The sequence below is a fragment of the Paraburkholderia solisilvae genome, from assembly GCF_902859875.1.
Classification (GTDB): Bacteria; Pseudomonadota; Gammaproteobacteria; order Burkholderiales; family Burkholderiaceae; genus Paraburkholderia; species Paraburkholderia solisilvae.
Window position 1 is genome coordinate 32648 of sequence record NZ_CADIKF010000018.1, and the last position, 24881, is coordinate 57528.

General features: G+C 64.4%; 21 protein-coding genes. 11 read left to right on the forward strand and 10 right to left on the reverse strand.

Annotation, left to right across the window (positions count from 1 at the left end):
* Positions 1 to 67 precede the first annotated feature (67 nt).
* Positions 68 to 1465 carry a BaiN/RdsA family NAD(P)/FAD-dependent oxidoreductase gene (locus HV675_RS13175; protein ID WP_377700610.1) on the reverse strand — a complete coding sequence of 466 codons (1398 nt, stop codon included), beginning with the start codon at positions 1463 to 1465 and terminating at the stop codon, positions 68 to 70.
* Here HV675_RS13175 and tsaD point away from each other — a divergent pair.
* Positions 1464 to 2489 (forward strand): tRNA (adenosine(37)-N6)-threonylcarbamoyltransferase complex transferase subunit TsaD, encoded by a 1026-nt coding sequence (gene tsaD / locus HV675_RS13180; RefSeq protein ID WP_175111358.1) that lies wholly within the window; start codon positions 1464 to 1466, stop codon positions 2487 to 2489. The genes HV675_RS13175 and tsaD overlap by 2 nt on opposite strands.
* 168 nt (positions 2490 to 2657) lie before the next feature.
* Here tsaD and folE2 read toward each other — a convergent pair whose 3' ends face one another.
* From folE2 to HV675_RS13200, 4 genes are all read right to left on the reverse strand, one after another.
* Entirely contained in the window at positions 2658 to 3467 is an 810-nt protein-coding gene (gene folE2 / locus HV675_RS13185) for a GTP cyclohydrolase FolE2 (RefSeq protein ID WP_175111359.1), read from the reverse strand.
* A gap of 137 nt (positions 3468 to 3604) precedes the next feature.
* A complete protein-coding gene (gene dxs, locus HV675_RS13190) occupies positions 3605 to 5515 on the reverse strand; it encodes a 1-deoxy-D-xylulose-5-phosphate synthase (protein ID WP_175111360.1) in 1911 nt (636 codons plus the stop codon).
* Between the two features lie 103 nt (positions 5516 to 5618).
* Positions 5619 to 6503 (reverse strand): polyprenyl synthetase family protein, encoded by an 885-nt coding sequence (locus HV675_RS13195; RefSeq protein ID WP_175111361.1) that lies wholly within the window; start codon positions 6501 to 6503, stop codon positions 5619 to 5621.
* Entirely contained in the window at positions 6500 to 6796 is a 297-nt protein-coding gene (locus HV675_RS13200) for an exodeoxyribonuclease VII small subunit (protein ID WP_175111362.1), read from the reverse strand. Before HV675_RS13200 ends, HV675_RS13195 begins: the two co-directional genes overlap by 4 nt.
* A gap of 310 nt (positions 6797 to 7106) precedes the next feature.
* Between HV675_RS13200 and HV675_RS13205 the strand changes: the two genes are divergently transcribed.
* Both HV675_RS13205 and HV675_RS13210 read left to right on the forward strand, forming a co-directional pair.
* Entirely contained in the window at positions 7107 to 8213 is a 1107-nt protein-coding gene (locus HV675_RS13205; RefSeq protein ID WP_175111363.1) for an aromatic ring-hydroxylating oxygenase subunit alpha, read from the forward strand.
* Positions 8214 to 8356: 143 nt separating this feature from the next.
* On the forward strand, positions 8357 to 9244 hold the full coding sequence (locus HV675_RS13210; protein WP_175111364.1) for a sulfurtransferase: 888 nt from the start codon (positions 8357 to 8359) through the stop codon (positions 9242 to 9244).
* Positions 9245 to 9493: 249 nt separating this feature from the next.
* On the opposite strand, the gene HV675_RS13215 is transcribed toward HV675_RS13210, so the two are convergent.
* The 3 genes from HV675_RS13215 to polA all read right to left on the reverse strand — a co-directional run bounded on the left by HV675_RS13215 (position 9494) and on the right by polA (position 14945).
* Positions 9494 to 10363 carry a dienelactone hydrolase family protein gene (locus HV675_RS13215; RefSeq protein WP_175111365.1) on the reverse strand — a complete coding sequence of 290 codons (870 nt, stop codon included), beginning with the start codon at positions 10361 to 10363 and terminating at the stop codon, positions 9494 to 9496.
* A gap of 219 nt (positions 10364 to 10582) precedes the next feature.
* A complete protein-coding gene (locus HV675_RS13220; RefSeq protein ID WP_175111366.1) occupies positions 10583 to 12031 on the reverse strand; it encodes an NAD(P)/FAD-dependent oxidoreductase in 1449 nt (482 codons plus the stop codon).
* Positions 12032 to 12284: 253 nt separating this feature from the next.
* Positions 12285 to 14945: a DNA polymerase I gene (gene polA, locus HV675_RS13225; protein WP_377700609.1), complete on the reverse strand. Its 2661-nt coding sequence runs from the start codon at positions 14943 to 14945 to the stop codon at positions 12285 to 12287.
* Positions 14946 to 15099: 154 nt separating this feature from the next.
* Between polA and HV675_RS13230 the strand changes: the two genes are divergently transcribed.
* Positions 15100 to 15843, forward strand: a complete 744-nt coding sequence (locus tag HV675_RS13230) for an LOG family protein (RefSeq protein WP_175111368.1) — start codon at positions 15100 to 15102, stop codon at positions 15841 to 15843.
* A gap of 19 nt (positions 15844 to 15862) precedes the next feature.
* On the opposite strand, the gene HV675_RS13235 is transcribed toward HV675_RS13230, so the two are convergent.
* Entirely contained in the window at positions 15863 to 16753 is an 891-nt protein-coding gene (locus HV675_RS13235) for a transcriptional regulator GcvA (RefSeq protein WP_175111369.1), read from the reverse strand.
* Positions 16754 to 16998: 245 nt separating this feature from the next.
* Here HV675_RS13235 and HV675_RS13240 point away from each other — a divergent pair, with 245 nt between their 5' ends.
* Entirely contained in the window at positions 16999 to 17538 is a 540-nt protein-coding gene (locus HV675_RS13240; protein ID WP_175111425.1) for a chromate transporter, read from the forward strand.
* On the forward strand, positions 17535 to 18071 hold the full coding sequence (locus HV675_RS13245; RefSeq protein WP_175111370.1) for a chromate transporter: 537 nt from the start codon (positions 17535 to 17537) through the stop codon (positions 18069 to 18071). The genes HV675_RS13240 and HV675_RS13245 overlap by 4 nt, the downstream gene beginning before the upstream one ends.
* 91 nt (positions 18072 to 18162) lie before the next feature.
* Here the strand turns inward: HV675_RS13245 and HV675_RS13250 are convergent, their stop codons facing one another.
* Positions 18163 to 19689: an AMP nucleosidase gene (locus HV675_RS13250; protein ID WP_175111371.1), complete on the reverse strand. Its 1527-nt coding sequence runs from the start codon at positions 19687 to 19689 to the stop codon at positions 18163 to 18165.
* A 188-nt stretch (positions 19690 to 19877) separates the two neighbouring features.
* Between HV675_RS13250 and HV675_RS13255 the strand changes: the two genes are divergently transcribed.
* From HV675_RS13255 to HV675_RS13275, 5 genes are all read left to right on the forward strand, one after another.
* Positions 19878 to 20291 (forward strand): hypothetical protein, encoded by a 414-nt coding sequence (locus HV675_RS13255; RefSeq protein ID WP_175111372.1) that lies wholly within the window; start codon positions 19878 to 19880, stop codon positions 20289 to 20291.
* Positions 20292 to 20515: 224 nt separating this feature from the next.
* A complete protein-coding gene (locus tag HV675_RS13260) occupies positions 20516 to 21511 on the forward strand; it encodes a homoserine kinase (protein WP_175111373.1) in 996 nt (331 codons plus the stop codon).
* Positions 21502 to 22305, forward strand: a complete 804-nt coding sequence (locus HV675_RS13265) for a BPSS1780 family membrane protein (protein ID WP_175111374.1) — start codon at positions 21502 to 21504, stop codon at positions 22303 to 22305. The genes HV675_RS13260 and HV675_RS13265 overlap by 10 nt, the downstream gene beginning before the upstream one ends.
* Positions 22306 to 22476: 171 nt before the next feature.
* Positions 22477 to 22932 (forward strand): MarR family winged helix-turn-helix transcriptional regulator, encoded by a 456-nt coding sequence (locus HV675_RS13270; protein WP_175111375.1) that lies wholly within the window; start codon positions 22477 to 22479, stop codon positions 22930 to 22932.
* A 375-nt stretch (positions 22933 to 23307) separates the two neighbouring features.
* Positions 23308 to 24837, forward strand: a complete 1530-nt coding sequence (locus HV675_RS13275) for a cryptochrome/photolyase family protein (RefSeq protein ID WP_175111376.1) — start codon at positions 23308 to 23310, stop codon at positions 24835 to 24837.
* The last annotated feature ends 44 nt before the right edge of the window (positions 24838 to 24881 follow it).

Consider the following 24881-nt stretch of genomic DNA (forward strand, 5'->3'; position numbering starts at 1 on the left):
TTTCAATAACGGTTTTGGGCAAAGGGATCGAAGTATAGCAGACGTTCTGCATAAAAGCACGAACGAGTCAAGCCCCCTGGACAAATTCTGCGGCCGCCTGCCCCGCCGCCACGCCGGAAGCCCATGCCCACTGGAAGTTGTAGCCGCCGAGCCAACCGGTCACGTCGACCGCCTCGCCAATGAAGTACAGGCCCGGCACGCGCGCGCTCATCATCGTGGCTGACGACAGCTCGCGCGTATCGATGCCGCCGCGCGTCACCTCGGCCTTCCGGTAGCCTTCGGTGCCGTTCGGCACGAGCGTCCAGCGCGACAGCGCGTCGCCGATCTTGCGCAGCGTCTTGTCCGGCAGGTCGGCGATGCGTGCGTCCGGCGGCACACCATGCGTATCGAGCCAGACGTGCGCGAGCCGCACCGGCACCCACTCGGCAAGCAGATTCGCGATCTGGCGCTTGCTGCCCGCTTTCGCTTCGAGCAACGCGCCGGCGGCGTCGCGTTCGGCGAGCAGATTGATGTGAACCGGCTCGCCCGGTTGCCAGTAACTTGAAATCTGCAGCACGGCCGGTCCCGACAGCCCACGATGGGTCAGCAGCAGGTCTTCGATAAATTCACCGCCCGACTTCTTCGCGCCCGTCGCGAGATGGACCTCGAGCGACACGCCCGACAGCGCCGAAAACGGCGCCCAGTCGGCGGCCGCGAACGTCAGCGGGACGAGCGCCGGACGCGTGTCGATAAGTTTGTGGCCGAACTGCTTCGCGAGCCGGTAAGCGAAATCGGTCGCACCGATCTTCGGAATCGACAGCCCGCCGGTCGCGATGACCAGTGCGCGCGCCGTCATTCGCCCCGATCGCGTGCCCAGGGCGAAGCTGCCGTCCGACGCCCGGCTCACCTCTTCGACAACGACCGGCCGGCGCCACGCGACCTGGCCCGCATCGCATTCGCTCTTCAGCACGTCGATCACGGCATCGCTCGACTGATCGCAGAAGAGTTGCCCCTTGTGCTTCTCGTGCCACGTGACGCGATAGCGCTTGAGCAGCGCCATGAAATCGCGCGGCGTGTAGCGCGCGAGCGCCGACCTGCAAAAATGCGGATTCGCCGACAGATAGTTCGCCGGCCCCGCATAAAGATTCGTGAAGTTGCAGCGGCCGCCACCCGAGATGCGGATTTTTTCCGCGAGCCGCGGCGCATGGTCGATCAGCACGACGCGCCGCCCAAGCTGGCCGGCCACCGCCGCGCACATCATGCCGGCCGCGCCCGCGCCAATTACCGCGATATCGAAAGATTCCATGGCGCGCATTGTAACCGCGGCGGTCATGCGGGCCGGCCGGCTGGGGGCCGCACTGCTATACTTTGAGGCTAAGTCTCTGACAGCACGCCAGCCGCGGCGCGTGGCGCGAACCCTGCCAGGCCTGCCGCAACCCCGGCGCCACGTCCCACGCCCGCCCGACCCGCCCGACCTCCGAACCATGCTTGTTCTCGGCATAGAAAGCTCCTGCGATGAAACCGGCCTCGCGCTCTACGACACCGAGCGCGGCCTGCTCGCGCACGCGCTGCATTCGCAGATCGCGATGCATCGCGAGTACGGCGGCGTCGTGCCGGAGCTTGCGTCGCGCGATCACATCCGGCGCGCGCTGCCATTGCTCGAGGAAGTGCTCGAACACTCCGGCGCCGCGCAGCCCGACATCGACGCGATCGCGTACACGCAAGGCCCCGGCCTCGCAGGCGCGCTGCTGGTCGGCGCGAGCATCGCCAACGGTCTCGCGATGGCCTGGGGCAAGCCGACCATCGGCATTCACCACCTCGAAGGGCATCTGTTGTCGCCGCTGCTGGTCGATGCGCCGCCGCCCTTTCCGTTTGTCGCGCTGCTCGTTTCCGGCGGCCATACGCAGTTGATGCGCGTGACCGACGTCGGCGTCTACGAAACCCTCGGCGAAACACTCGACGATGCAGCAGGCGAAGCGTTTGACAAGACTGCCAAACTTCTGGGCCTCGGCTATCCGGGCGGCCCGGAAGTGTCGCGGCTCGCCGAGTTCGGCACGCCGGGAGCCGTCGTGTTGCCGCGTCCGATGCTGCATTCGGGCGACCTCGATTTCAGCTTTAGCGGCCTGAAAACGGCCGTCCTGACGCAAGTGAAGAAACTCGGCACAAACGTCTGCGAGCAGAGCAAGGCCGACCTTGCGCGCGGCTTCGTCGATGCGGCTGTCGAGGTGCTCGCCGCGAAATCGCTGGCCGCGTTGAAACGCACGAAATTGAAGCGGCTGGTGGTGGCGGGCGGCGTCGGGGCGAACCGGCAATTGCGCGATGCGTTGTCGGCGGCCGCGAAAAAACGCGGCTTCGATGTGCATTACCCGGACCTGTCGCTGTGCACCGACAACGGCGCAATGATCGCGCTGGCGGGCGCATTGAGGCTGCAACGCTGGCCGGAGCAGGCTGACGCGGACTATGCGTTCACGGTCAAACCGCGCTGGGACCTTGCGTCACTTGCGCGCTAACCGAAGCAGCGCATCGCGCGACGTACACCCGCCGCACGCGCCCACGCACCCATGCCGCAAAACGCAAACGGCCGCTTTCAGGCGGCCGTTTGCGCATCTATCATCCGGCGAGACCGGCGAATCCGGCGAAAGCTGCGCTGAAAGCTGCCGCCAAGGTTGCGTCAACAACTATCGCGCCGCACGCTTGTCGCTTTCGATCAACGCGTACGCGCTGTGATTGTGGATCGACTCGAAGTTTTCCGCTTCGAGCACGTAAGCGACGATCCGCTCGTCCGCATTCAGACGCTGCGCGACGTCGCGCACGAGATCTTCGACAAACTTCGGGTTGTCGTAAGCGCGCTCCGTGACGAACTTCTCGTCCGGCCGCTTCAGCAAACCCCACAGTTCGCATGACGCCTCTTCTTCGGCGATTCGGATCAGCTCTTCTATGGCGACATCGCCGGCCAGTTCCGCGTTGATCGTCACGTGCGAGCGCTGGTTGTGCGCGCCGTACTGCGAGATCTTCTTCGAGCACGGGCACAGGCTGGTCACCGGCACCAGCACTTTCAGGAAGATGCGTGCGACGCCGTCACGCAGATCGCCGGCGAGCGTCACCTCGTAATCCAGCAGGCTCTGCACGCCCGACACAGGCGCGGTCTTGTTCACGAAATACGGAAACGACACTTCGATGCGGCCCGCGCGCGCTTCGAGCTTCTCGAGCATAGCAGCCAGCATCGTGCGCATCGCGGCCAGGTCGAGCGCCTCGCTCCGCTCTTCGAGCAGCGCCACGAAACGGGACATATGCGTGCCCTTCTGCTGCGCCGGCAGATGAACATCGAAGTTCCATACGCCGACGGTCGGCTGCACGGCGCCGTCTTGCGTGCGAACCGTCAACGGATGACGCACCCCCTTGACGCCTACCCGCTGAATCGGAATCTGCCGGGTGTCGACCGTGCTTTGCACGTCGGGCATCACAAAAGCGGGGTTCATCTGGTTCATCTTCTTGTCCTCACGGGCATGCGCGAACGCATGCGTGCAAATGGCAACCGCCGGCCTCAAGCCGGCGGTTCAGGATGAGCTCCACAGCCCATCGCTCGAATTGGGAATGGCCGCGACAGCGGCGGCGAGCCCGCGTGTCAGGCGACGCGCTTCACTGACTTCCCGGCCGATGCCGTGCTGACCTGGTCGATGAACCGTTCGCGGATCGACTTCGCGATGCCCGCGGCGTCCAGACCACATTCGGCGAGCAGCTTGGCCGGATCCCCGTGATCGATGAAGCGATCGGGAAGGCCCAATTGTAGTACGGGCTTGATAACCCCACTCGCCAGCAGGGCTTCGACGCATGCGGAGCCCGCGCCGCCCATCACGCAACCCTCTTCGACCGTGACGAGCGCATCGTGCGTTTCCGCCAGTTCGCGGATCAGGTCCGCATCGACCGGCTTCACGAAGCGCATGTTGGCGACCGTCGCATCGAGTTGCTCGGCGGCGGCCAGCGACGGTGCGACCATCGTGCCGAACGCGAGAATCGCGATGCGCTTGCCCGCCGGCTGCGCGGTTTCGCGGCGGATCTCGCCCTTGCCGAGCGGCAGCGCGGCCATCTGCTTGACCGTCGCGACGCCCGTGCCGGCGCCGCGCGGATAGCGCACCGCCGTCGGGTTCGGTTGCTGGAGCGCGGTGTACAGCATCTGGCGGCATTCGTTTTCGTCGGAGGCCGCCATCACCGTCATGTTCGGCACGCAGCGCAGGAACGCGAGGTCGTAGGCGCCCGCGTGCGTCGCGCCGTCCGCGCCGACGAGGCCCGCGCGGTCGATTGCGAACACGACCGGCAGGTTCTGCAACGCGACGTCGTGAATCAGCTGGTCGTACGCGCGCTGCAGGAAGGTCGAATAGATCGCGACGACCGGCTTCATGCCTTCGGCCGCGAGGCCGCCCGCGAACGTCGCCGCGTGCTGTTCGGCGATGCCGACGTCGTAGTAGCGGTCCGGGAAGCGCTTCTCGAACTCGACCATGCCGGAGCCTTCGCGCATCGCCGGCGTGATGCCGACCACGCGTGCATCGAGCTCGGCCGCATCGCACAGCCACTCGCCGAACACTTGCGTATAGGTCTTCTTGCCCGGCGCCGTCGACGGCTTGATGCCTTCGGCCGGATTGAATTTGCCCGGCCCGTGGTACAGCACCGGATCGGCCTCGGCGAGCTTGTAGCCCTGGCCTTTCTTCGTCACCACGTGCAGGAACTGCGGGCCGCGCAATTCCCTGATGTTCTGCAGCGTCGGAATCAGCGAATCGAGATCGTGACCGTCGATCGGGCCGATGTAGTTGAAGCCGAACTCTTCGAAGAGCGTCGCCGGCACGATCATGCCCTTCGCGTGCTCTTCGAGCTTGCGCGCGAGATCGAGCATCGGCGGGGCGACGCGCAGCACGCGTTCGACGCCCGCGCGTGCGGCCGCATAGAAGCGCCCCGACATCAGCCGCGCGAGGTGGCGGTTCAACGCGCCGACCGGCGGCGAGATCGACATGTCGTTGTCGTTCAGGATGACGAGCAGCGGCACGTCATCGGCCACGCCGGCGTTGTTCATCGCTTCGAACGCCATACCGGCCGTCATCGCGCCATCGCCGATCACGGCGATCGCAAAGCGGTCTTCGTGTTGCAGCTTGCTCGCGATCGCCATGCCGAGCGCAGCCGAAATCGACGTGCTCGAGTGCGCGGTGCCGAACGTGTCGTACTCGGACTCGGAGCGGCGCGGGAAACCCGAGATGCCACCCAGCTGACGCAGCGTGTGCATCTGCTCGCGGCGGCCGGTCAGGATCTTGTGCGGGTAGGTCTGGTGACCGACGTCCCAGACGATGCGGTCGCGCGGCGTGTCGAACACATAGTGCAGCGCGATCGTCAGTTCGACGGTACCGAGGTTGGACGACAGATGGCCGCCCGTCTGCGACACGCTGTCGAGCACGAAGGCGCGCAGCTCGTCGGCGAGCGGTTTCAACTGGCGGAGATCGAGCCGGCGCAACGCGGCCGGGTCGTCAATGGTTTTCAGCAAGTCGTACATCGTCGTTCCATTGTAGGAAAACTTACGCGCCCGCACTTCATTCGCGCCTACCCCTTCTGGTCTCTAGCGTGGCGGCGGGCTTTCGCGTTGATTCTTCGCTTCTTCAGCTGACCCGGTTCACGACCAGGTCGGCAAGCTCGGCAAGACGCTGTGCGCGCGTGCCGAAAGGTTCGAGCGCCGCGTGTGCGTCGCTGCGCAACTGCACGGCGAGCGCACGCGATGCGTCGAGCCCGATAATCGAGACATAAGTTGGTTTGTCGTCCTTCGCGTCCTTGCCCGCCGTCTTGCCGAGCGTGGCCGAATCGGAGGTCGCGTCGAGAATGTCGTCGACTACCTGAAACGCGAGGCCCACCGCCGCCGCATATGCGTCGAGCGCACGCAGCGTCTGCGCATCCGGCGTCTCGCCGGCCAGTGCGCCCATGCGCACCGACGCCCGCAATAGCGCGCCGGTTTTCATCCGGTGCATCGTTTCGAGCTCTTCACGCGTAAGCTTTTTGCCGACGCTCGCGAGGTCGATCGCCTGGCCGCCCGCCATCCCGATCGAGCCGATCGCAAGCGCCAGTTCGCGCGTGAGCGCCGCCTGCTGCGCGGGAGCCAGCGCCGCGCCTTCGGTCAGCGCGACAAACGCCTGCGACTGCAGCGCATCGCCGACCAGCAACGCCATCGCGTCGTCGTACTTGACGTGCACGGTCGGCTTGCCGCGGCGCAGATCGTCGTCGTCCATGCACGGCATATCGTCGTGCACGAGGGAATACACGTGAACCATTTCCAGCGCAGCCGCCGCGGCCTCGAGAGATTCGGCGCGCGCACCGGTCAGTTCGCCTGCGGCATGACACAGCAATGGACGGACCCGCTTGCCGCCGCCCAGCACCGCGTAGCGCATGGCCTCATGCAGACGCGCGGGGGCGATGGATTCGGGCGGCAGGTAATGCTCGAGCGCCTTTTCCACACGCTCGAGCACCGAGCGCATCCATTGTTCAAAATTCATAGATCGTCTTCTCCGCTGTCAGCGGCGGTTGTGGGGAGCGGTTTCAACGTTTCTCCATCGAGCACGCGAACCTGCTGTTCAACTTTTTCTAGCTGCTGCTGGCAGAACGCCACGAGGGCAGCGCCGCGCCGGTACGCGGCAAGCGATTCCTCAAGGCTCAGACTGCCGCCCTCCATCCGCCCGACAAGCCCTTCGAGCTCCGCGAGCGCCGCCTCGTACGTGTCCGGCAGCGGCGCGGCGGCGGCTTCCTCGGGGGACGTATCAGCGTTCTGGGTCGATGCGGTCTTCGCCATGAATCCGTCGCAAAATTAAAACAAGTCGAACATTCTACGGCAAAAGTGACATTTCCGAGCCCGCGTCCGGCCGCCGGCCCGTTGCGCAAAGGGCACACGGCATGCGAAAGATCGTGCCGAAGCACGACCTCGTCCCTCAAAAAACTCTAGCGCCGGTGGGATGAAAACGCGAACTTCCCACACAATTTTGACCCAAATCAGGTACTTAATGGCCCCTTGAAGGGGGAAACGGGTATAATCGCGGGCTCCCTAAATCGAATCTTCGATGGTTGGGTTGTTCACTGCTTTCACGTCTTCATCGGGAGTGGGAATGTCCAATCTGAGCAATGCATTGCAGCTGCGTGCCATTCATAGTCAGCTGCCAGTCACGGCTTACTTTGACGAAGCGCTTCTTACGCGCGAAATCGAAACCCTTTTCAGGAAAGGTCCTCGCTACGTCGGGCATGAGTTGATGGTGCCCGAAGCGGGAAACTATTTTGCCCTGCCGAGCGAGAGCGAGGGTCGGGTACTCGTGCGCGATCAGCAATCGCAAATCGAGCTGCTGTCGAACGTGTGCCGGCACCGCCAGGCAATCATGCTGAACGGCCGCGGCAGCACGGAGAATATCGTCTGTCCGCTGCATCGCTGGACGTACGATCTGAACGGCCAACTGCTCGGCGCACCGCATTTCGCGGACAACCCGTGTCTCAATCTCGGCGCCACACCGCTGCAGAACTGGCGCGGGCTGCTGTTCGAAGCACAGGGCCGCGATGTCGCGAAAGATCTCGCGCGCCTCGGGCCGAAGGAACACTTCGACTTTACGGACTACATGTTCGATCACGTCGAAGTCCACGAGTGCAACTACAACTGGAAGACCTTCATCGAGGTCTATCTGGAGGACTATCACGTTGCGCCGTTCCATCCGGGCCTCGGCAGCTTCGTGAACTGCGACGACCTCACGTGGGAATTCGGCGACTGGTACAGCGTGCAAACGGTCGGCGTTCATAACGGCCTCGCGCGCGCAGGCAGCCCGACGTACGCGAAGTGGCACGATGAAGTGCTGCGCTTTCGCGACGGCAAACCGCCTGAATTCGGCGCGATCTGGATGGTGTACTACCCGGGCATCATGATCGAGTGGTATCCGCATGTGCTCGTCGTCTCGTGGCTGATTCCGCGCGGGCCGCAGAAGACCACGAACGTCGTCGAGTTCTATTACCCTGAAGAAATTGCGCTGTTCGAGCGGGACTTCATCGAAGCCGAGCGTGCCGCCTATATGGAAACCGCGCGCGAAGACGACGAAATCGCCGAGCGCATGGATGCCGGCCGTCGTGCGCTGATGGAACGCGGCGAATCTCAGGTCGGTCCTTATCAGAGCCCGATGGAAGACGGCATGCAGCACTTCCACGAGTTCCTGCGCCGCGAACTGGGCGCGATCTGATCGCGAGCGGGCAATACGGCGCGTTGCCGCTTCTCAGGCGACACAAAGACGGGTGCGGAGCTTTCGGCTTCGACCCGTCTTTTTTTGTTTAGACTAGGAACATCGTCCGGCAACGCCCGGCCTCGCTCGTCTGAGGAGCCGTCATGTCACAGAATCTCTCGCCCCACACCCACTACACGACGCTGATCTCCGCCGCGAATCTCGCCGAGCGGCTCGCGTCGGCGCCGGCTAGCGTGTTCGTCGTCGATTGCCGCTTCGATCTGATCGATACCGACGCGGGCGCGAAGGCCTATGCGGCCGGCCACCTGCCGCATGCGCACTATCTGCATCTCGATCGCGATCTGTCGGGCACGAAGACCGGCACGAACGGGCGGCATCCGTTGCCCGATCGTCAACGCCTCGTCGATACGCTCGCCGCGCTCGGGTTGAAGCAAGGCCAGCAGGTCGTCGCCTACGACGCTCAAGGCGGTATGTATGCCGCGCGTTTGTGGTGGCTCTTGCGCTGGCTGGGTCACGATTCGGTCGCGTTGCTCGATGGTGGGGTGCAGGCATGGGAAGCGGCCGGTCAGGCGCTGACACAGGACGTGCTGCCGCAAGCCACGCGCGGCGACTTCAAGGCGGGCAAGCCGCTCGTGGCGACCGTCGACGTGCATGCGATCGAGCAGAACCTGAACACGCATGAGCGCACCTTGCTCGATGCGCGCGCGGCCGATCGCTATCGCGGCGAGAACGAGACGCTCGATCGCGTCGGCGGACATATTCCGGGGGCGCTGAACCGCTTCTTCAAGGACAACCTCACCGCCGACAGCCGCTTCAAGTCCGCGCACACATTACGTGACGAATTCGGCGCGGTGATGCCAGGCGTTGCTCCAGATCGCGTCGTGCTGCAATGCGGTTCCGGTGTCACCGCCTGTCACAACGCGCTCGCGATGGAGATTGCCGGCTTGCATGGTGCGGTGCTGTATCCGGGCTCGTGGAGCGAATGGAGCGCGGACCCGGCCCGGCCGGTTGCGACCGGCGCGAAGCCTTAAGCGTCGATCGAAACACACTGGCAATTGCATCAATTGCATCAATTGCAGCAATTGCAAAGGCACGCGGCCGTGGTCGTCGGCGCCCCGGCGTCATCGCCGACGGCGCACAAGCAGATCTCGCCATCCCACCGGCCGACTTGCCGACCGACATCGGTCGTTGGCGAGCTCAGGTTGCGTTGCGCCTGAGTTGCACCTGAGTCTCGCCGCGTCGCTGCGCCATCGCGATCCCACCCAATCGTTTCGTCAGGATCAAACGCCGTGCTGCTTGAACCATGCGAGCGTGCGGCGCCAGCCGTCCTCCGCATCGGCCTTCCGGTAGCTCGGCCGATAGTCCGCGAAGAACGCGTGGCCCGCGTCGTCATACACAACGAATTGTGAGCCGCGCGCCTGTTGCGGACCCTGCGCGATCAGCGCTTTCATCTTCTCAAGCGTATCTTGCGGAATGCTTTGGTCCTGCCGGCCGTACAGGCCGAGCACCGGCACCTTCAGGTCGCCGGCGTGATCGACCGGGTTCGACGGCTGCAACGGTGTCGGCGTGCCGACGACGCGTCCATAAAACGCGACCGCCGCTTTCAGACGCGGATTGTGTTCCGCATAAAGCCATGCGATCCGCCCGCCCCAGCAGAAGCCGGTGAGTCCGACGCGGTTCAGATCGCCGTTGTGTTCGCCGGCCCATGCGAATGTCGCGTCCAGATCCTGCAGCACCTGCTCGTCCGGCACCTTGCTGACCAGTTGCTCGTTGAGCTGCTGCATGCTCGTATAAGCGGACGCGTCGCCTTGCCGTACGTACAGGTTGGGCGCGATTGCCAGATATCCCGCCTTCGCGAAACGCCGGCACACGTCGGCGATATGTTCGTGCACGCCGAAAATCTCATGCACGACGATGATCACCGGCAGATGCGTTTTGCCCTTCGGCTGCGCGCGGTACGCGGGCACGAGCGTGTCGCCTGAATGAATGCCGACTTCGCCCGCTTCGAGGCCTTCGCTGTCGGTATGAATGGTTTGCGCGGAGACCGGCAGCACCGAGGCCGCGAAGCCGGTGCCGATGGCGGCCTTGATGAACGTACGGCGATCGAAAGGGACGTGCGGAATCAGACTGTCGATTTCAGGCTTCAGCATGCTGCGCTCCTCGATAAGCGGCAAGGTTGAACGGCCCATGATGAACAGCGGGAAACAGCGGGCGGCCGGAAAGGCAACAGGATACGCCAGCGGCGCAGCCTGTTGCAGCAGCGCGGGTGGCGGTGTCGACGATGTGTCGATGTGGCGTGGGTCGACTGGCTAGCTGTGGGTCGGCGCGGCGGGCTCGTCGTGCGCCGTGCGCCGTGTGTCGCTCGCCGCTCAGTGCAACTTCACACGAGGCGATGTCGTGCGATGCAGCCAGTGCGCGAACGTATCGAGCACCATTCGCGCATAACCGTGCAATGCCGCGATATGCAGCCGATACAACGACATATACATGAAGCGCGCGAACAGCCCTTCGATCAGCATATTGCCGCCGATCAATCCGCCCATCAGGTTGCCGACTGCACTGAAATGGCCGAGCGACACCAGCGAGCCGAAATCGCGATACGTGAATTCCGGCAGCGGCCGGCCCGCGAGCCGGTCCGCGATCGACTTCAGCAGGAAGCTCGCCTGCTGGTGCGCGGCCTGCGCGCGCGGCGGCACATTGCGTTCATTGCCGGGCCACGCGCACGCGGCGCAATCGCCGAGCGCGAAGATGTTGTCGTCGATTTCCGTTTGCAGCGTGCGGCGCACGCACAGCTGCCCCAGCCGGTTGACCGGCAAGCCGTCGAGGTCGCTCAGCACGGCCGGCGCCTTGATGCCCGCTGCCCAGACCGTCAGATCGGCGCGCACGCTCTTGCCGCTTGCGGTGCGCACGACACCGGGCGCAACTTCAGCGACCGTTTCGCCGACCATCACCTGCACGCCGAGCTTGGTCAGCAACTCCGTGGTCGCGGTCGATACGCGCTCCTGCAGCGCAGGCAAAATGCGCGGCCCGGCTTCGATCAATACGATGCCGACGTCGTGGCGCGGATCGAGCTTGTGCAGCCCGTAAGCAGATAACACGTGTGCGGTGTTGCGCAGTTCCGCGGACAACTCGACGCCGGTCGCGCCGCCGCCGACGATCACCACCTGAATGCGCGGCCCGCTGATTGTATTGGGCGCGCTGATCGACGCTGCGCTGGCCGCTTCTGGAACCGCCGCGGCCGGCGTTGCGCTCGTCGCTTCGGCAACCGCCGCGCCGGCCGGTGCATCGACCGACTCAACCCGCTCGACCACCGTATGTTCAGTCCGATATTCAGCCCGCACACAGGCCGCGATCAGCCGTTTGCGAAAGCGCTCCGCCTGAGGAACCGTATCGAGTGCAATCGAATTTTCAGGCGCGCCTGGCACGCCGAAAAAATGGGTCGTGCTGCCGATCGCAATCACCAGTGTGTCGTATTCGAGTTCGCGTTGCGGCAGCAACTCGGCGCCGTCATCGTCGGCGACAGGACCCAGCGTAATGCGTCTTGCCGAACGGTCGAGCTTTGTCAGCTCGCCCTGCTGAAAATCGAAGCCATGCCAGCGCGCCTGCGCCGCATACGGCAGTTCCTGCGTGAACGGGTCGAGGCTGCCCGCCGCCACTTCATGCAGCAACGGTTTCCAGACATGGGTCGGATAACGGTCGACCAGCGTGATCTGGACGTCCGCTTCACCCGCATTCTTGCGCCGGCCATAACGGTCACCCACACGCGTAGCGAGCTCCAGCCCGCCGGCTCCTCCACCCACGACGACGATACGATGCATCGAGACTCTCCGGTTTCTGATCCATAAATTTTTGAACGTCGCAGCGGCGCAAACCGAGGGCCTGGTGGCTGTGTACCCGGTTGAATATCGCAAGTCGCGGTGCGATCTGGATGCCGCGCGGTAGGGTGCGATCGCGATGCGTTCTGCGACGCGATGCGATGCGCACCGCGGCTTGAACACGCGTTCAGTACGCGCGCGAAGGCGCTCTCCTTGCACCCCAGCGCGTCGTGCGTCTCCCTCGCACCATCAACCGTCAGTGCGCCTCTTCCCAGTTCGCGCCCGCGCCGACTTCCGCAACCAGCGGCACCTTCAGCGATGCCACGCCGCACATCAGTTCCGGCAACCGCTCGCGGACTCCGGACAGTTCTTCGTCGGGCACTTCGAGTATCAGTTCGTCATGTACCTGCATGATCATGCGCGTGCCGATGCCGGATTCGTCGATCCACTTCTGCACAGCGATCATCGACAGCTTGATCAGATCGGCCGCGGTGCCCTGCATCGGCGCATTGATCGCCGCGCGTTCAGCCGCTTGCCGGCGCGGCCCATTGCCGCCGTTGATTTCGGGCAGCCACAGCCGGCGCCCGAACACCGTTTCGACATAGCCCTTCTGCTTCGCGCTTGCGCGCGTATCGTCCATATAGCGCGCGACACCCGGATAGCGCGCGAAATAGCGGTCGATATAGAGCTTCGCCGCATCGCGCGTGATACCGAGGTTCGACGCCAGGCCGAACGAACTCATGCCGTAAATCAGCCCGAAGTTGATCACCTTCGCGATGCGCCGCTGGTCCGAGCTGACCTCGATCGGCGTCACGCCGAACACTTCAGCCGCGGTCGCGCGGTGGATGTCTTCCCCCTGCGCGAACGAACGCCGCAACGCCTCGTCATCGGAAATGTGCGCCATGATGCGCAGTTCGATCTGCGAATAATCCGCGGACACGAGCTTGTGTCCAGGCGGTGCGATAAACGCTTCGCGGATGCGCCGGCCTTCGCCGGTGCGCACCGGAATGTTCTGCAGGTTCGGATCGTTCGACGCGAGCCGGCCGGTCACCGCGACCGCCTGCGCGTAGTTCGTATGCACGCGCCCGGTGCGCGCATTGACCATGCGCGGCAGCTTGTCCGTGTACGTCGACTTCAGTTTCGACAAGCCGCGATGTTCGAGCAGCAGCTTCGGCAGCGGATAATCTTCGGCGAGCTTCTGCAGCACTTCTTCGTCGGTGGACGGCGCGCCGCTCGGCGTCTTCTTGATCACCGGCAATTGCAGCTTCTCGAAGAAAATCTGTCCGATCTGCTTCGGCGAGCCCAGATTGAACTCGCCGCCCGCCAGTTCGTACGCCCCTTTTTCGAGCTCGACGAGACGCACCGCGATCTCGTTGCTCTGTTGCTGCAGCTTCGCCGCATCGATCAGCACGCCATTGCGCTCCATCTTGCGCAACACGCGCGCGGTCGGAAGCTCGATGTCGCGATAGACGAACTCGAGTCCGGCTTCCGCCTTCACTTGCGGGTAGAGCGCGTGATGCAACTGCAACGTGATGTCGGCATCTTCGGCCGCATAGGCTGCCGCCTGCTCGAGCGCGACTTCGTCGAAACCGATCTGTTGCGCGCCCTTGCCCGCGACGTCTTCGTATTTGATTGTCTTCAGGCCGAGATGACGCAACGCGAGGCTGTCCATGTCGTGCGAACGATGCGACTCGAGCACGTACGACTGCAGCAGCGTGTCATGCTCGACACCGTCCATTGCGATGCCGTAATTCGCCAGCACCTGTTCATCGTATTTCAGATGCTGGCCGACCTTTTTCCGGGCCGCACTCTCGAGCCAGGGTTTGAGCTTCGCCAGCACTTCGTCGCGCGGCAGTTGCAGCGGCGCGTCCGGGCCGCGATGCGCGACCGGGATGTACGCCGCGCGACCCGGCTCGACCGAGATCGACAGCCCGACCAGTTCCGCGGTCATCGGATCCAGCGATGTCGTTTCGGTATCGAACGCGGTCAATTCGGCGGCGTCGATTTTCGCGAGCCACGGGTCGAACTGTTCCCACGTCTGCACCGTGTCGTAATGGCGTTCGCCCGCGAAGACCGGCGCGGGCGTCTCGCCGGCGCCCGGACCTTCGATCGCTTCCTGCGTCTCGACTTCGCGCAGCCAGGTCTTGAAACCATGCCGCGTGAAGACGTCACGCAGTTCGTCGCGCGCTTCTTCGCGCGACGCGAGCGACGCTTCGATCGACTCGATATGTGCGGTCAGATCGCACCCGACATCGACGGTGACGAGCTTCCTCGCCAGCGGCAGAAAGTCGAGCGCACGGCGCAGATTGTCTCCTACCGCACCTTTGATTTCGTCCGCATGTGCGACGATGCCATCAAGCGTTTCGAACTGCGTGAGCCATTTGACCGCCGTCTTCGGTCCGCACTTCTCGACGCCGGGCACGTTGTCGACGGTATCGCCGATCAACGACAGGTAATCGACGATCCGCTCGGGCGGCACGCCGAACTTGGCGAGCACGCCGTCGCGATCGAGCGTCTCGTTCGTCATCGTATTGATGAGGGTGACATGGTCCGACACGAGCTGCGCGAGGTCTTTGTCGCCGGTGGAGACGATCACGTTCATGCCGTGCCGTTCGGCCTCGCGCGCGAGCGTGCCGATCACATCGTCGGCTTCGACGCGGTCGATCATCAGCAAGGGCCAGCCGAGCGCGCGCACGGCGACGTGAATCGGTTCGATCTGCCGGCTGAGGTCCTCCGGCATCGATGGGCGGTTCGCCTTGTATTGCGGATACCAGTCGTCGCGAAACGTCTTACCCTTCGCGTCGAACACGCACGCGCTATACTCTGCGGTGACTTCCTTGCGCATACGGCGCAGCATGTTGATGATGCCGTACAGCGCGCCCGTCGGCGCACCGTCCGGGCCGCGCAAATCAGGCATCGCATGATAGGCCCGATACAGATAACTCGAACCGTCGACCAATAGCAGGGTCTTACCTTCCAGTGCTGTTCCCGGCCCAGACTTTGCATCGGCAACCGGTTTGGCTTGCGGGTCGGTTTCCAGCCCAGCTTCCAGATCTCGTTCTTCAGGCATTATGACCAAGAGAAAAGTGATTCCGAGTCTGCGTTCACTCGCAGATCAAGAGCGCGCAACGGCCAAGAAGGCACGCGCATCGTGGCAGATGTTCACGATTATGGCAGAGTTTATCGAGGCGACCGAGTACCTGTCGGAGATCCGGCCGGCCGTCAGCATCTACGGTTCGGCGCGCCTGAAACCGAACTCGCCGTACTACAAACTCGCTACGCAAATCGCACGCAAACTATCCGACGCGGGCTTCGCGGTCATTTCCGGCGGCGGCCCCGGCATTATGGAAGCGGCCAATAAAGGCGCGCATGCGGGCAAGGCGCCGTCGGTGGGTCTCAACATCGAATTGCCGCATGAGCAATCGGGTAACCAGTGGCAGGACATCTCGCTGCGCTTCCGCCATTTCTTCACGCGCAAGGTGACGTTCGTGAAAAATTCGGACGCGGTGATCGTGATGCCGGGCGGCTTCGGCACGCTCGACGAACTCGCCGAAGTGCTCACGCTGATCCAGACGAAGAAGTCGCGCCACGTGCCGATCATCATGGTCGGCAGCGAGTTCTGGAAGGGGCTGCTCGGCTGGTTCCAGGACGCGCTGGTGCCGATGGGCCTGATCAATCCCGAAGACATGAACCTGATGCAGGTGATCGACGACCCCGACCAGGTGCTCGAAGCCGTGCTGGCGTTCTATGAAGAACGCGAGGAAACGGAAACGCATCCGGTGAAGTCCGACGAAGACCGGATGTTCTATCTGTGAGGTGAAGGCGCGGTGTGCGCTACTGCGCATCGGTGCGCGTCGACTGCGCTTCGAGCCATCGGCAAAACTGCGTGACGAGCGGCGCATCCGCCACCTCGCGCCGCGCCACCCACCAGTAGCCGCGCATATGAATGCGCGGCCCTTCCAGCGGCATCACGAGACGCCCGGACGCGAGTTCGTCGCCGAGCAGCGGCAGCGGGCCGAGCGCCACGCCGAGGCCATCGACGGCCGCCTGCAACGCCAGATAGAAGTGATCGAACGACTGCTTCTTGCGGCACTTCGCCTTCGCGCCCGCGGCCGTCAGCCATTGGCGCCACGCGTCCGGACGCGTATCCGAATGCAGCAGCACGTGACGCGCAAGGTCGTCGGCTACGCGAATCGGTGAACGCTGCAACAACGCCGGACTGCAGACCGGCAACTCGCTCTCGTCGAGAAAATGGCCGCTCACGCAGTTCGGCCAATGCGCGGGACCGCGCCGTACCGCAACGTCAAAACCATCGATCGATTCGACCGGCGCATTCGAGGTGGCGAGACGCAACTCGACGTTGGGCGCGATGCGCTGGAACTGGCTCAAGCGCGGCAGCAGCCATTTCATCGCGAAGGTCGGCAACGCATTGACGCGCAGCACATGCACGACGCCCGTATCGCGCAACTGCTCGGTGGCCGTTGCAATGTTGTCGAACGCGGCCTGTACCTGCGCAAGATAGCGGCGGCCGCTGTCGGTGAGCCGCACGCGCTTGCCGATGCGGTCGAACACCTGCACGCCGACCCATGCCTCGAACGCCGCCACCTGACGGCTGATTGCACCGTGCGTCACATGCAACTCGTCGGCGGCGGCGCTGAAACTGTTGTGGCGCGCAGCGGCTTCGAACGCGCGCAACGCGGGGAACGGTGGTAGCTTGCGGCTCATGACGGCAATTATGCTTGTGAGCCTGAGTCACAAGCAAGTGCCTTAAAAATCGCTTTGCGCCGTTCGCGAACAGCGCTACTCTCCGTAGCCTGTACTGGACGCGACCGCACCATGAATCAACACTCCTCCTCTTCCGCACCGGCGCCCGGGTCACGGGAAGCGTCGACGCCGCCGGCCCCGCCGGCGCAGGCCCAGCGCCGTCCAGCGTCGCGACTACCGCGGGCCCCGTACCCACTGCCGCCGACATCTTCAAAGGATTCCTCGGGTTGGGCCTCACGTCGTTCGGCGGCGCGCTGCCGCTCGCGCGGCGCACGATCGTCGAACGGCATCGATGGCTCAGCGGCGCGGAATTCACCGATCTGCTCGGCCTGTGCCAGTTTCTGCCGGGCGGCAACGTGATCAACCTGGCGGTGGCGATCGGCATGCGTTTTCAGGGATGGCGCGGCGCACTGGCGGGTCTGCTCGGACTGATCGCCGGGCCGTCGCTTATCGTGATCGGACTCGGCGTGCTTTACGAGCACACGCAGAACGACCCGCACGTGCAGCATCTGTTCGCGGGCCTCGCGGCCGCCGCTTCGGGCCTGCTGATCGCAATGGCCGCGAAAATCCTGATGCCGCTGCGGCGCAATCCCGCGGCGGCGGGCATTGCGGCGCTCGGCTTTGTCGCGATCGCGGTGCTGCGCTTTCCTCTGCTGCCCACCATGCTGGTGCTGACGCCGGTCAGCATCGCGCTCGCGGCGCATACGGCCGCGCGGTCCGCCGATGCACGCGGAGCCGAACGATGATCGTCACGCTCGTCGCGCTCGTGCTGATCTTCAGCCAGCTCTCGCTGCTCGCCTTCGGCGGCGGCAATACGATTCTGCCGGAGATGCAACGGCAGGTCGTCGACGTGCATCACTGGATGCCGGCCAGCGAGTTCAGCGCGCTGTTCGCGCTCGCGCAGGCCGCGCCGGGGCCGAACATGATGGTCGTCACGCTGATCGGCTGGCATGTGGCCGGCTGGGCGGGGGTGATCGTGACGTCGCTCGCGAAGTTCGGGCCGTCGTCGCTGGTGACGGCGCTGGCGCTGCATGCGTGGGAGCGCTTCAAGGACCGGCCGTGGCGCAGCATCGCGCAGAAGGGGCTCGTGCCGGTTACCGCGGGGCTCGTTGCAGCCAGCGCGTGGCTGATTGCGCGCGCATCGGATACGTCGTGGCTCGCGTGGAATATCACCGGGGTATGCGCGGCGCTTGCGTTCACGACGCGGATTCATCCGCTGTGGCTGCTGGCGGCGGGCAGTGTGATCGGGTTGGTGGGGCTGGGGTTTTTGCCTGCTTAAGCGGGATGTACTGAGCGGGACGTCCCGAACTGCGCGCACCGCGCTGCGGCGGTCACAATGAACCGTCGCAGCGCCGCATCCGTGACTGCCGCTATTGAAACGCCACTTCCGCAAAACTACGCAACTTCCGGCTATGCAGCCGATGCAACCCATCGGCCCGCAACAACTCCATCGCCGCAACGCCGATCTGCAGATGCTGGTCGACCTGCGCGCGATAGAACTGATCAGCCATCCCAGGCAACTTCAGTTCGCCGTGCAGCGGCTTGTCGGACACGCACAGCAGTGTGCCGTACGGCACGCGAAAGCGGAAACCGTTCGCCGCGATCGTCGCGCTCTCCATGTCCAGCGCGATCGCGCGGCTTTGCGACAGCCGTTGCACCGGCTCGCGATGATCGCGCAACTCCCAGTTGCGGTTATCCACGCTCGCGACCGTCCCCGTGCGCATCACGCGCTTGAGCTCCGCGCCGTCGAGCCTGGTCACCTGCGCGACCGCGCGCTCGAGCGCGACCTGCACTTCGGCGAGCGCCGGAATCGGCACCCAGAGCGGTAGATCGTCGTCGAGCACGTGATCTTCACGCACATACCCGTGCGCCAGCACATAGTCGCCAAGCCGTTGCGTATTGCGCAAGCCGGCGCAGTGGCCCAGCATGATCCACGCATGCGGGCGCAGCACCGCGATATGGTCGGTGATCGTCTTCGCATTCGATGGGCCGACGCCGATATTCACCATCGTGATCCCGCCGCCGTCGGCGCGCTTCAGGTGATACGCGGGCATCTGCGGCAGCCGCGGCGGCGGCGTGCCCTCGCTCTGCTGCTCGCCGAGATTCTCGTTGTACGTGATCACGTCGCCCGGCTCGACGAACGATGTGTACTCGCTGCGATACGCGCGCAGTTCCGCATCGTCGGTATGCGCCATCATCGTGCGGCCGAGCTTCACGAACTCGTCGATATAGAACTGGTAGTTCGTGTACAGCACGTAGTTCTGGAAGTGCGTCGGCGCGGTCGCCGTATAGTGCTTCAGCCGATGCAGCGAGAAATCGACGCGCGCCGCGGTAAAGAGCGCAAGCGGATGCGGTTCGCCCGGCATCGGCTCATACGTGCCGTTGACGATGCGATCGTCGAGCAGCGCGAGGTCCGGCGTATCGAACACGTCGCGCATCATGAAAAGACGGTCGCGGTCCAGATCGCCCTCGAGGTGGATGCCCTCGGCAAACGCGAAGTGGATGGGAATGGCCTGATCCGATACGCCGACTTCGATTGCCACATGATGGTTCTTCGCCAGCAACCGCAATTGTTCGCGATAGTAATTCCCGAACAGATCCGGACGTGTCACGGTGGTTTCGAATACGCCCGGGCCCGCGACGAAACCGTACGAGCGGCGCGAGTCGATCTGCGTGTTGACTTCGGTGCGCACGCGTACGAACGGATAGCACGCGCGCACGCGGCGCTCGAATTTTTCGTTGCGCCGATAGCGCGCAAACGCATCGCGCAGGAACGACGTATTCGCTTCGTAGATAGCGGAAAGATGCGTGACAGCCGCGGTGGCATCGTCGAACGCCTCGGTCCTGTATGCGCTGGCCGGCGTCTCCACCAGGCGCTGGTTGGTCTCATAGTTCATATGCGCGTGCCTCGGTTGATGGGATGACATTACCACGGAACCCGCTCCTTCTGACCACCCGCCGCGCCGCGTGTGCGCGCCCGGCCACGCGCGGGGCACGATCCGCGAAAGCGGCGCAAAATAAGGCGTTGACGGCCGTCGGCCGAACCGGATTTGTTAGAATCGCGTCACCCTTTCGGAGAATCCTCATGAAGCCGCTCCTTCCCGCCGCCGTCGCGCTGGCCTTTGCCGTGTCAGGCGCCGCGCTCGCCGCGCAGCCCGCGGCCGACCAGCAGGCGCCCGCGCTGCAGCCAGCCCCGACGGCCACGATGTCCGCCAACGAGCGGGCCGGCCTGCCGGACCTGGACGCGATCAACCGTCCGGCGGCGGAAGTCAGCTCGAAGGTCGAGATCAACGTGCCGCGCACGCCGAGCTTCTATGAACGCAGCCCCAACGGCACCGAGATCACCGAATATCGCGACCGCGGCAAGCCTGTCGAGATCGATGTGCGTTCGAACTTCGGCACGCGCTATCAGATGAGCGTGCCGACCGACACGTCGCCGCAAGTGCACGACAGCGCGCGCCCGACCACGCGCTTGCCGTCCGTGCACCTGAACTACTGAACGAACGATGCATGTAAAGCTGCGCCCAGCGCCGGTTCACCCGCACTGTTGAACCGTGCCGGATGAGCCGCGCTGATGAACCGCGCTGTTGAACCGGCCGGCCGGGCGCACGGCCACGCATGATCCGCGTCCCCACGCGCGCGCACGTATCCAGTTTGTAATCCCCGATTCGCCCACTGGCGGCCCGACGGCGCCAGCCGACCAACCCGACCGATGTTTTCCGCATGGCCGTCTTCACCGCTGTCACCGAAGCCCAACTCGCACAATGGCTGCGTCACTACGATCTCGGCGAGGTCGTCGAATTTCGCGGCATCACGTCCGGCATTGAAAACAGTAATTTCTTTCTCACCACGACCCGTGGTGAATACGTCCTTACGATCTTCGAAAAGCTGACCGACCGTCAGTTGCCGTTCTATCTGGATCTGATGCGGCACCTCGCCGCGCATCGCGTGCCGGTGCCGGACCCGGTGCCGCGCGACGACGGCGCGCTGTTCGGCCTGTTGCACGGCAAGCCGGCGGCAATCGTCACGAAGCTCGAAGGCGCGCCGCAACTTGTGCCCGGCGTCGAGCATTGCGTCGAGGTCGGGCAGATGCTCGCGCGCATGCACCTTGCGGGCCGCGACTTCGCGCAGCATCAGCCGAATCTGCGCAGCCTGCCGTGGTGGCAGGAAACGGTGCCGGCGCTGCTGCCGTACGTCGACGACGCGCAGCGCGCGCTGCTGACCGATGAGCTCGCGCATCAACACGCGTTCTTCTCATCCGCCGACTATGCGGCGATGCCCGGCGGCCCGTGCCACTGCGACCTGTTCCGCGACAACGCGCTGTTCGCGCATGCGGCGCCGGACACCGGTCATGAGGTACGCCTCGGCGGCTTCTTCGATTTCTATTTCGCCGGCTGCGACAAATGGCTCTTCGACGTCGCGGTCACCGTCAACGACTGGTGCGTCGACCTGCCGACCGGCCGCCTCGACGACGCGCGCGCCGACGCGTTGCTGCGCGCGTACCAGACCGTCCGCCCGTTCACCCCCGAGGAGAATCGCCACTGGAGCGATATGCTGCGTGCGGGCGCGTACCGCTTCTGGGTGTCGCGCCTGTATGATTTCCATATGCCGCGCGCGGCCGAGCTGCTGACACCGCACGACCCTGGTCATTTCGAGCGCATTCTTCGCGAACGCCTGCAAGGCGTCGCACTCCCTGGCATTCATACCTCATGCAACTGATCGAAGTTCCCGCGAAGTCCGGCTATGTATGGTTCCGGCAGGGCATCTGGCTGTTCCGCAAGAACCCGCTCGCCTTCCTGACGCTGTTCTTCGCGTACCTGCTCGGGATGACGCTGATCTCGCTGATCCCGGTGATCGGCGGTGTGCTGCCGCTCGTGCTGATTCCCGGCGTCGCGGTCGGCTTTATGGCCGCCTGCCGCGACACGATTGCCGGCAAGCCGGTATTTCCGACCATCCTCGTCGATGGCTTTCGCTCGTATGGCTCGGCGGTCTCGCGGCGTCTGCTGCTGTTGGGCGCCCTGTATATCGTGGCGATGGCGCTCGTGCTGGCGGGCTCCGCACTCGCCGACGGCGGCGTGCTGCTGCGCCTGATGCTGAGCGGCGAAGGCATGCAGCAGGACACGCTCGCGAACAGCAACCTGCCGCTCGCCGTTCTCACGGCGCTCGCGTTCTACGTGCCGGTCTCGATGCTGTTCTGGTTCTCGCCGGTGCTATCTGCGTGGCACGATGTGCCGCCGGTCAAGGCGATGTTCTTCAGCATCGTCAGTTGCTGGCGCAACCGTGGCGCGTTCGTCGTGTACGGCGCGCTCTGGTTCGCGGTCGAGATCACCGTGTCGCTCGGCCTGTCGGCGCTGTTGCAGGCAATCGGCGCCGGCGACCTCGCGCTGATCGTGCTGATGCCCGCATCGATCATCGTGATGACGATGCTCTACTGCTCGTTCTACGCGACTTATCGCGGCTGCTTCGGCATCCAGGCACCCGAGCAACCCGCCGCGCCGCCGCCCGTGGTCTGATCCGCGCGCCGGTCTACTCATCGCATCCCCTTCCAATCCGCCGACGTTTGCCGCCGCCCGCGTCCACGGCCGGCGCCGCGGTTCGGCTCGCCGGCGTCAGGCAATTGCGGCACAATGATTTGCACGCAATCGGTTCGCGCGCTCCTGCAGGTTCCACATCGAGACGCAATCATGACCCAGCGCACCGTCTTACCGCTCACGCTCGACGCGCAGTTGTGCTTTGCACTTTATTCGACGTCGCTTGCGATGACGAAAACCTATAAACCGTTGCTCGACAAGCTCGGCCTCACCTATCCGCAATATCTCGCGATGCTCGTGCTGTGGGAAAGCGACGATATGGCGGTCAAGGACATCGCGGCGCGGCTGAACCTCGATTCAGCGACCATCACGCCGCTGCTCAAGCGCCTCGAAGCGCAAGGTTACGTCGAGCGGATGCGCGGCGTCGATGACGAGCGGCTCGTGTACGTGCGCCTGACGAAAGCCGGTGCGTCGCTCAAACGCGCGGCGCGTGACGTTCCCACGGAAATCTCTTGCGCGACGCGGCAACCGCATGAATTCCTCGTACGCCTGCGCGAAGACCTGATGCGCTTGCGCGGTACGCTCAACGAACAGCTTGAACGCGGTTGAGCGTTGTGGCTTGCAGCCCTCGGCGGTTGAGCCAGCGCGTGTGTCGCCCGACCCGTTCGCCATTTCGTTTGTACACGGCGTGTTTGTACACGGCGGGTTTCTACGCCGCCCGCTCGTAGCATGTCAGGTCGGCGACGATCGCTATGCCACCCGGCATCTTCAAGCAACGTGCGTGTAACAGTGCTGCAGGCATCGGCGCCGGCGCCGCCGCATGGCGCCCGCCCGTGCTTCGGCGCACGAGCGGGCGCTGTTTTTGCGTCCATCCGATGTGACGCAAAAGACAGGCGCTGCGTCGACGCCACGCTGACTGCAGCGAAGCGCCGCTCATGAACGTTCGTCGACCGATCCCATCGTCCTCACCCGAGCCCAATCGCCATGACCGAAGCGCGACAACTCGATACCTCGTACGACCACGGCCTGATGTGGTTTCGCCGGGACTTGCGCAGCGGCGACAATGCCGCGCTCTATTACGCGCTCAAGCACTGCCGGCGCGTCTGGTGCGTGTTCATATTCGATACGACGATCCTGCAACCGCTGATCGATCGCGCGCGCGAGCAGCAACCGAAGGCTATGCCGCAGGACCGGCGCATCGATTTCATCCTGGTGTCGCTGTCCGAACTGGACCGTTCACTGCGCGACGGCGGCGGCGGACTGATCGTCGCGCATGGCGCTCCACACGACCTGATCCCGCATCTCGCGGAGCATCTGAAAGTCGACGCGGTCTTCACGAACCACGACTACGAGCCATCGGCGATCGCGCGCGATGAGGCCGTTGCCGAACGGCTGCGAAACGCGCGGCGCGAATTGGTCACGTTCAAGGATCAGGCCATATTCGAGCGCAACGAATTGCTGACGGGCCAGCGCAAGCCGTTCACGGTCTTTACGCCGTACCGCAACGCTTGGCTCAAGCAGCTGACACCGTTCGACCTCAAGCCCTATCCGGTCGAACGTTACGCGGCGAGTCTCGCGAAGCCGCCCGCGGAACTGGACCACGGCCTGCCGTCGCTCGAACAGTTGGGCTTCGCGCGCAGCAATCTGGCCGATCTGAAGTTGCCGCCCGGCATGAGCGGCGCGCAGCATCTGCTCGAAGACTTTCTGACGCGCATCGACAGCTACGCGGAGCGTCGCGACTACCCGGCGGCCGCCGGGCCGAGCCATCTGTCCGTGCATCTGCGCTTCGGCACGGTATCGGTTCGCACGCTGGCGCGGCCCGCGTACGAGCGATCGCTGCAACCTGATGGGAAGGGCGCGGCAACCTGGCTGGGAGAGCTGATCTGGCGTGACTTCTTCTTCATGATCCTCGCGCACCATCCGCACCTCGCCAGCGGCGCACCGTTCAAGGCGGAATTCGACGCGCTGCGCTGGGAGCGCGGCCGTGAGGCCGATGCCGCCTTTGCCGCATGGCGCGAAGGACGCACCGGCTACCCGCTGGTGGATGCCGCGATGCTGCAAATCAATGCGACCGGTTATATGCACAACCGTCTGCGCATGGTGGTGGCAAGTTTTCTGGTGAAGGATCTGGGCCTCGACTGGCGCCTCGGCGAACGCTACTTCGCCGATCTGCTGAACGACTTCGACTTCTCGGCCAACAACGGCAACTGGCAATGGGCGGCATCGACCGGATGCGATGCGCAGCCGTGGTTCCGGATTTTCAATCCGGTCACGCAATCGGAGAAATTCGACCCGCAGGGGCGTTTCATCAAACGCTACCTGCCGCAGCTGGAAAAGGTGCCGCCGAAATGGATCCACGCGCCGTGGCTCGCGAACGACGCAGAGCTAGCGCAATGGGGTGTGATGCTGGGAGAAAACTATCCGCGGCCGATTGTGGATCACGCTCAGGCGCGGCAATCGACGCTAGCGCGCTTCGGGATACTTCGGCCTGACAGGCGCGAGGCGAGACGTTAGTCCAACGCGGCGGCAGATACGAGCGTGCGCCGGGAACGGACAGG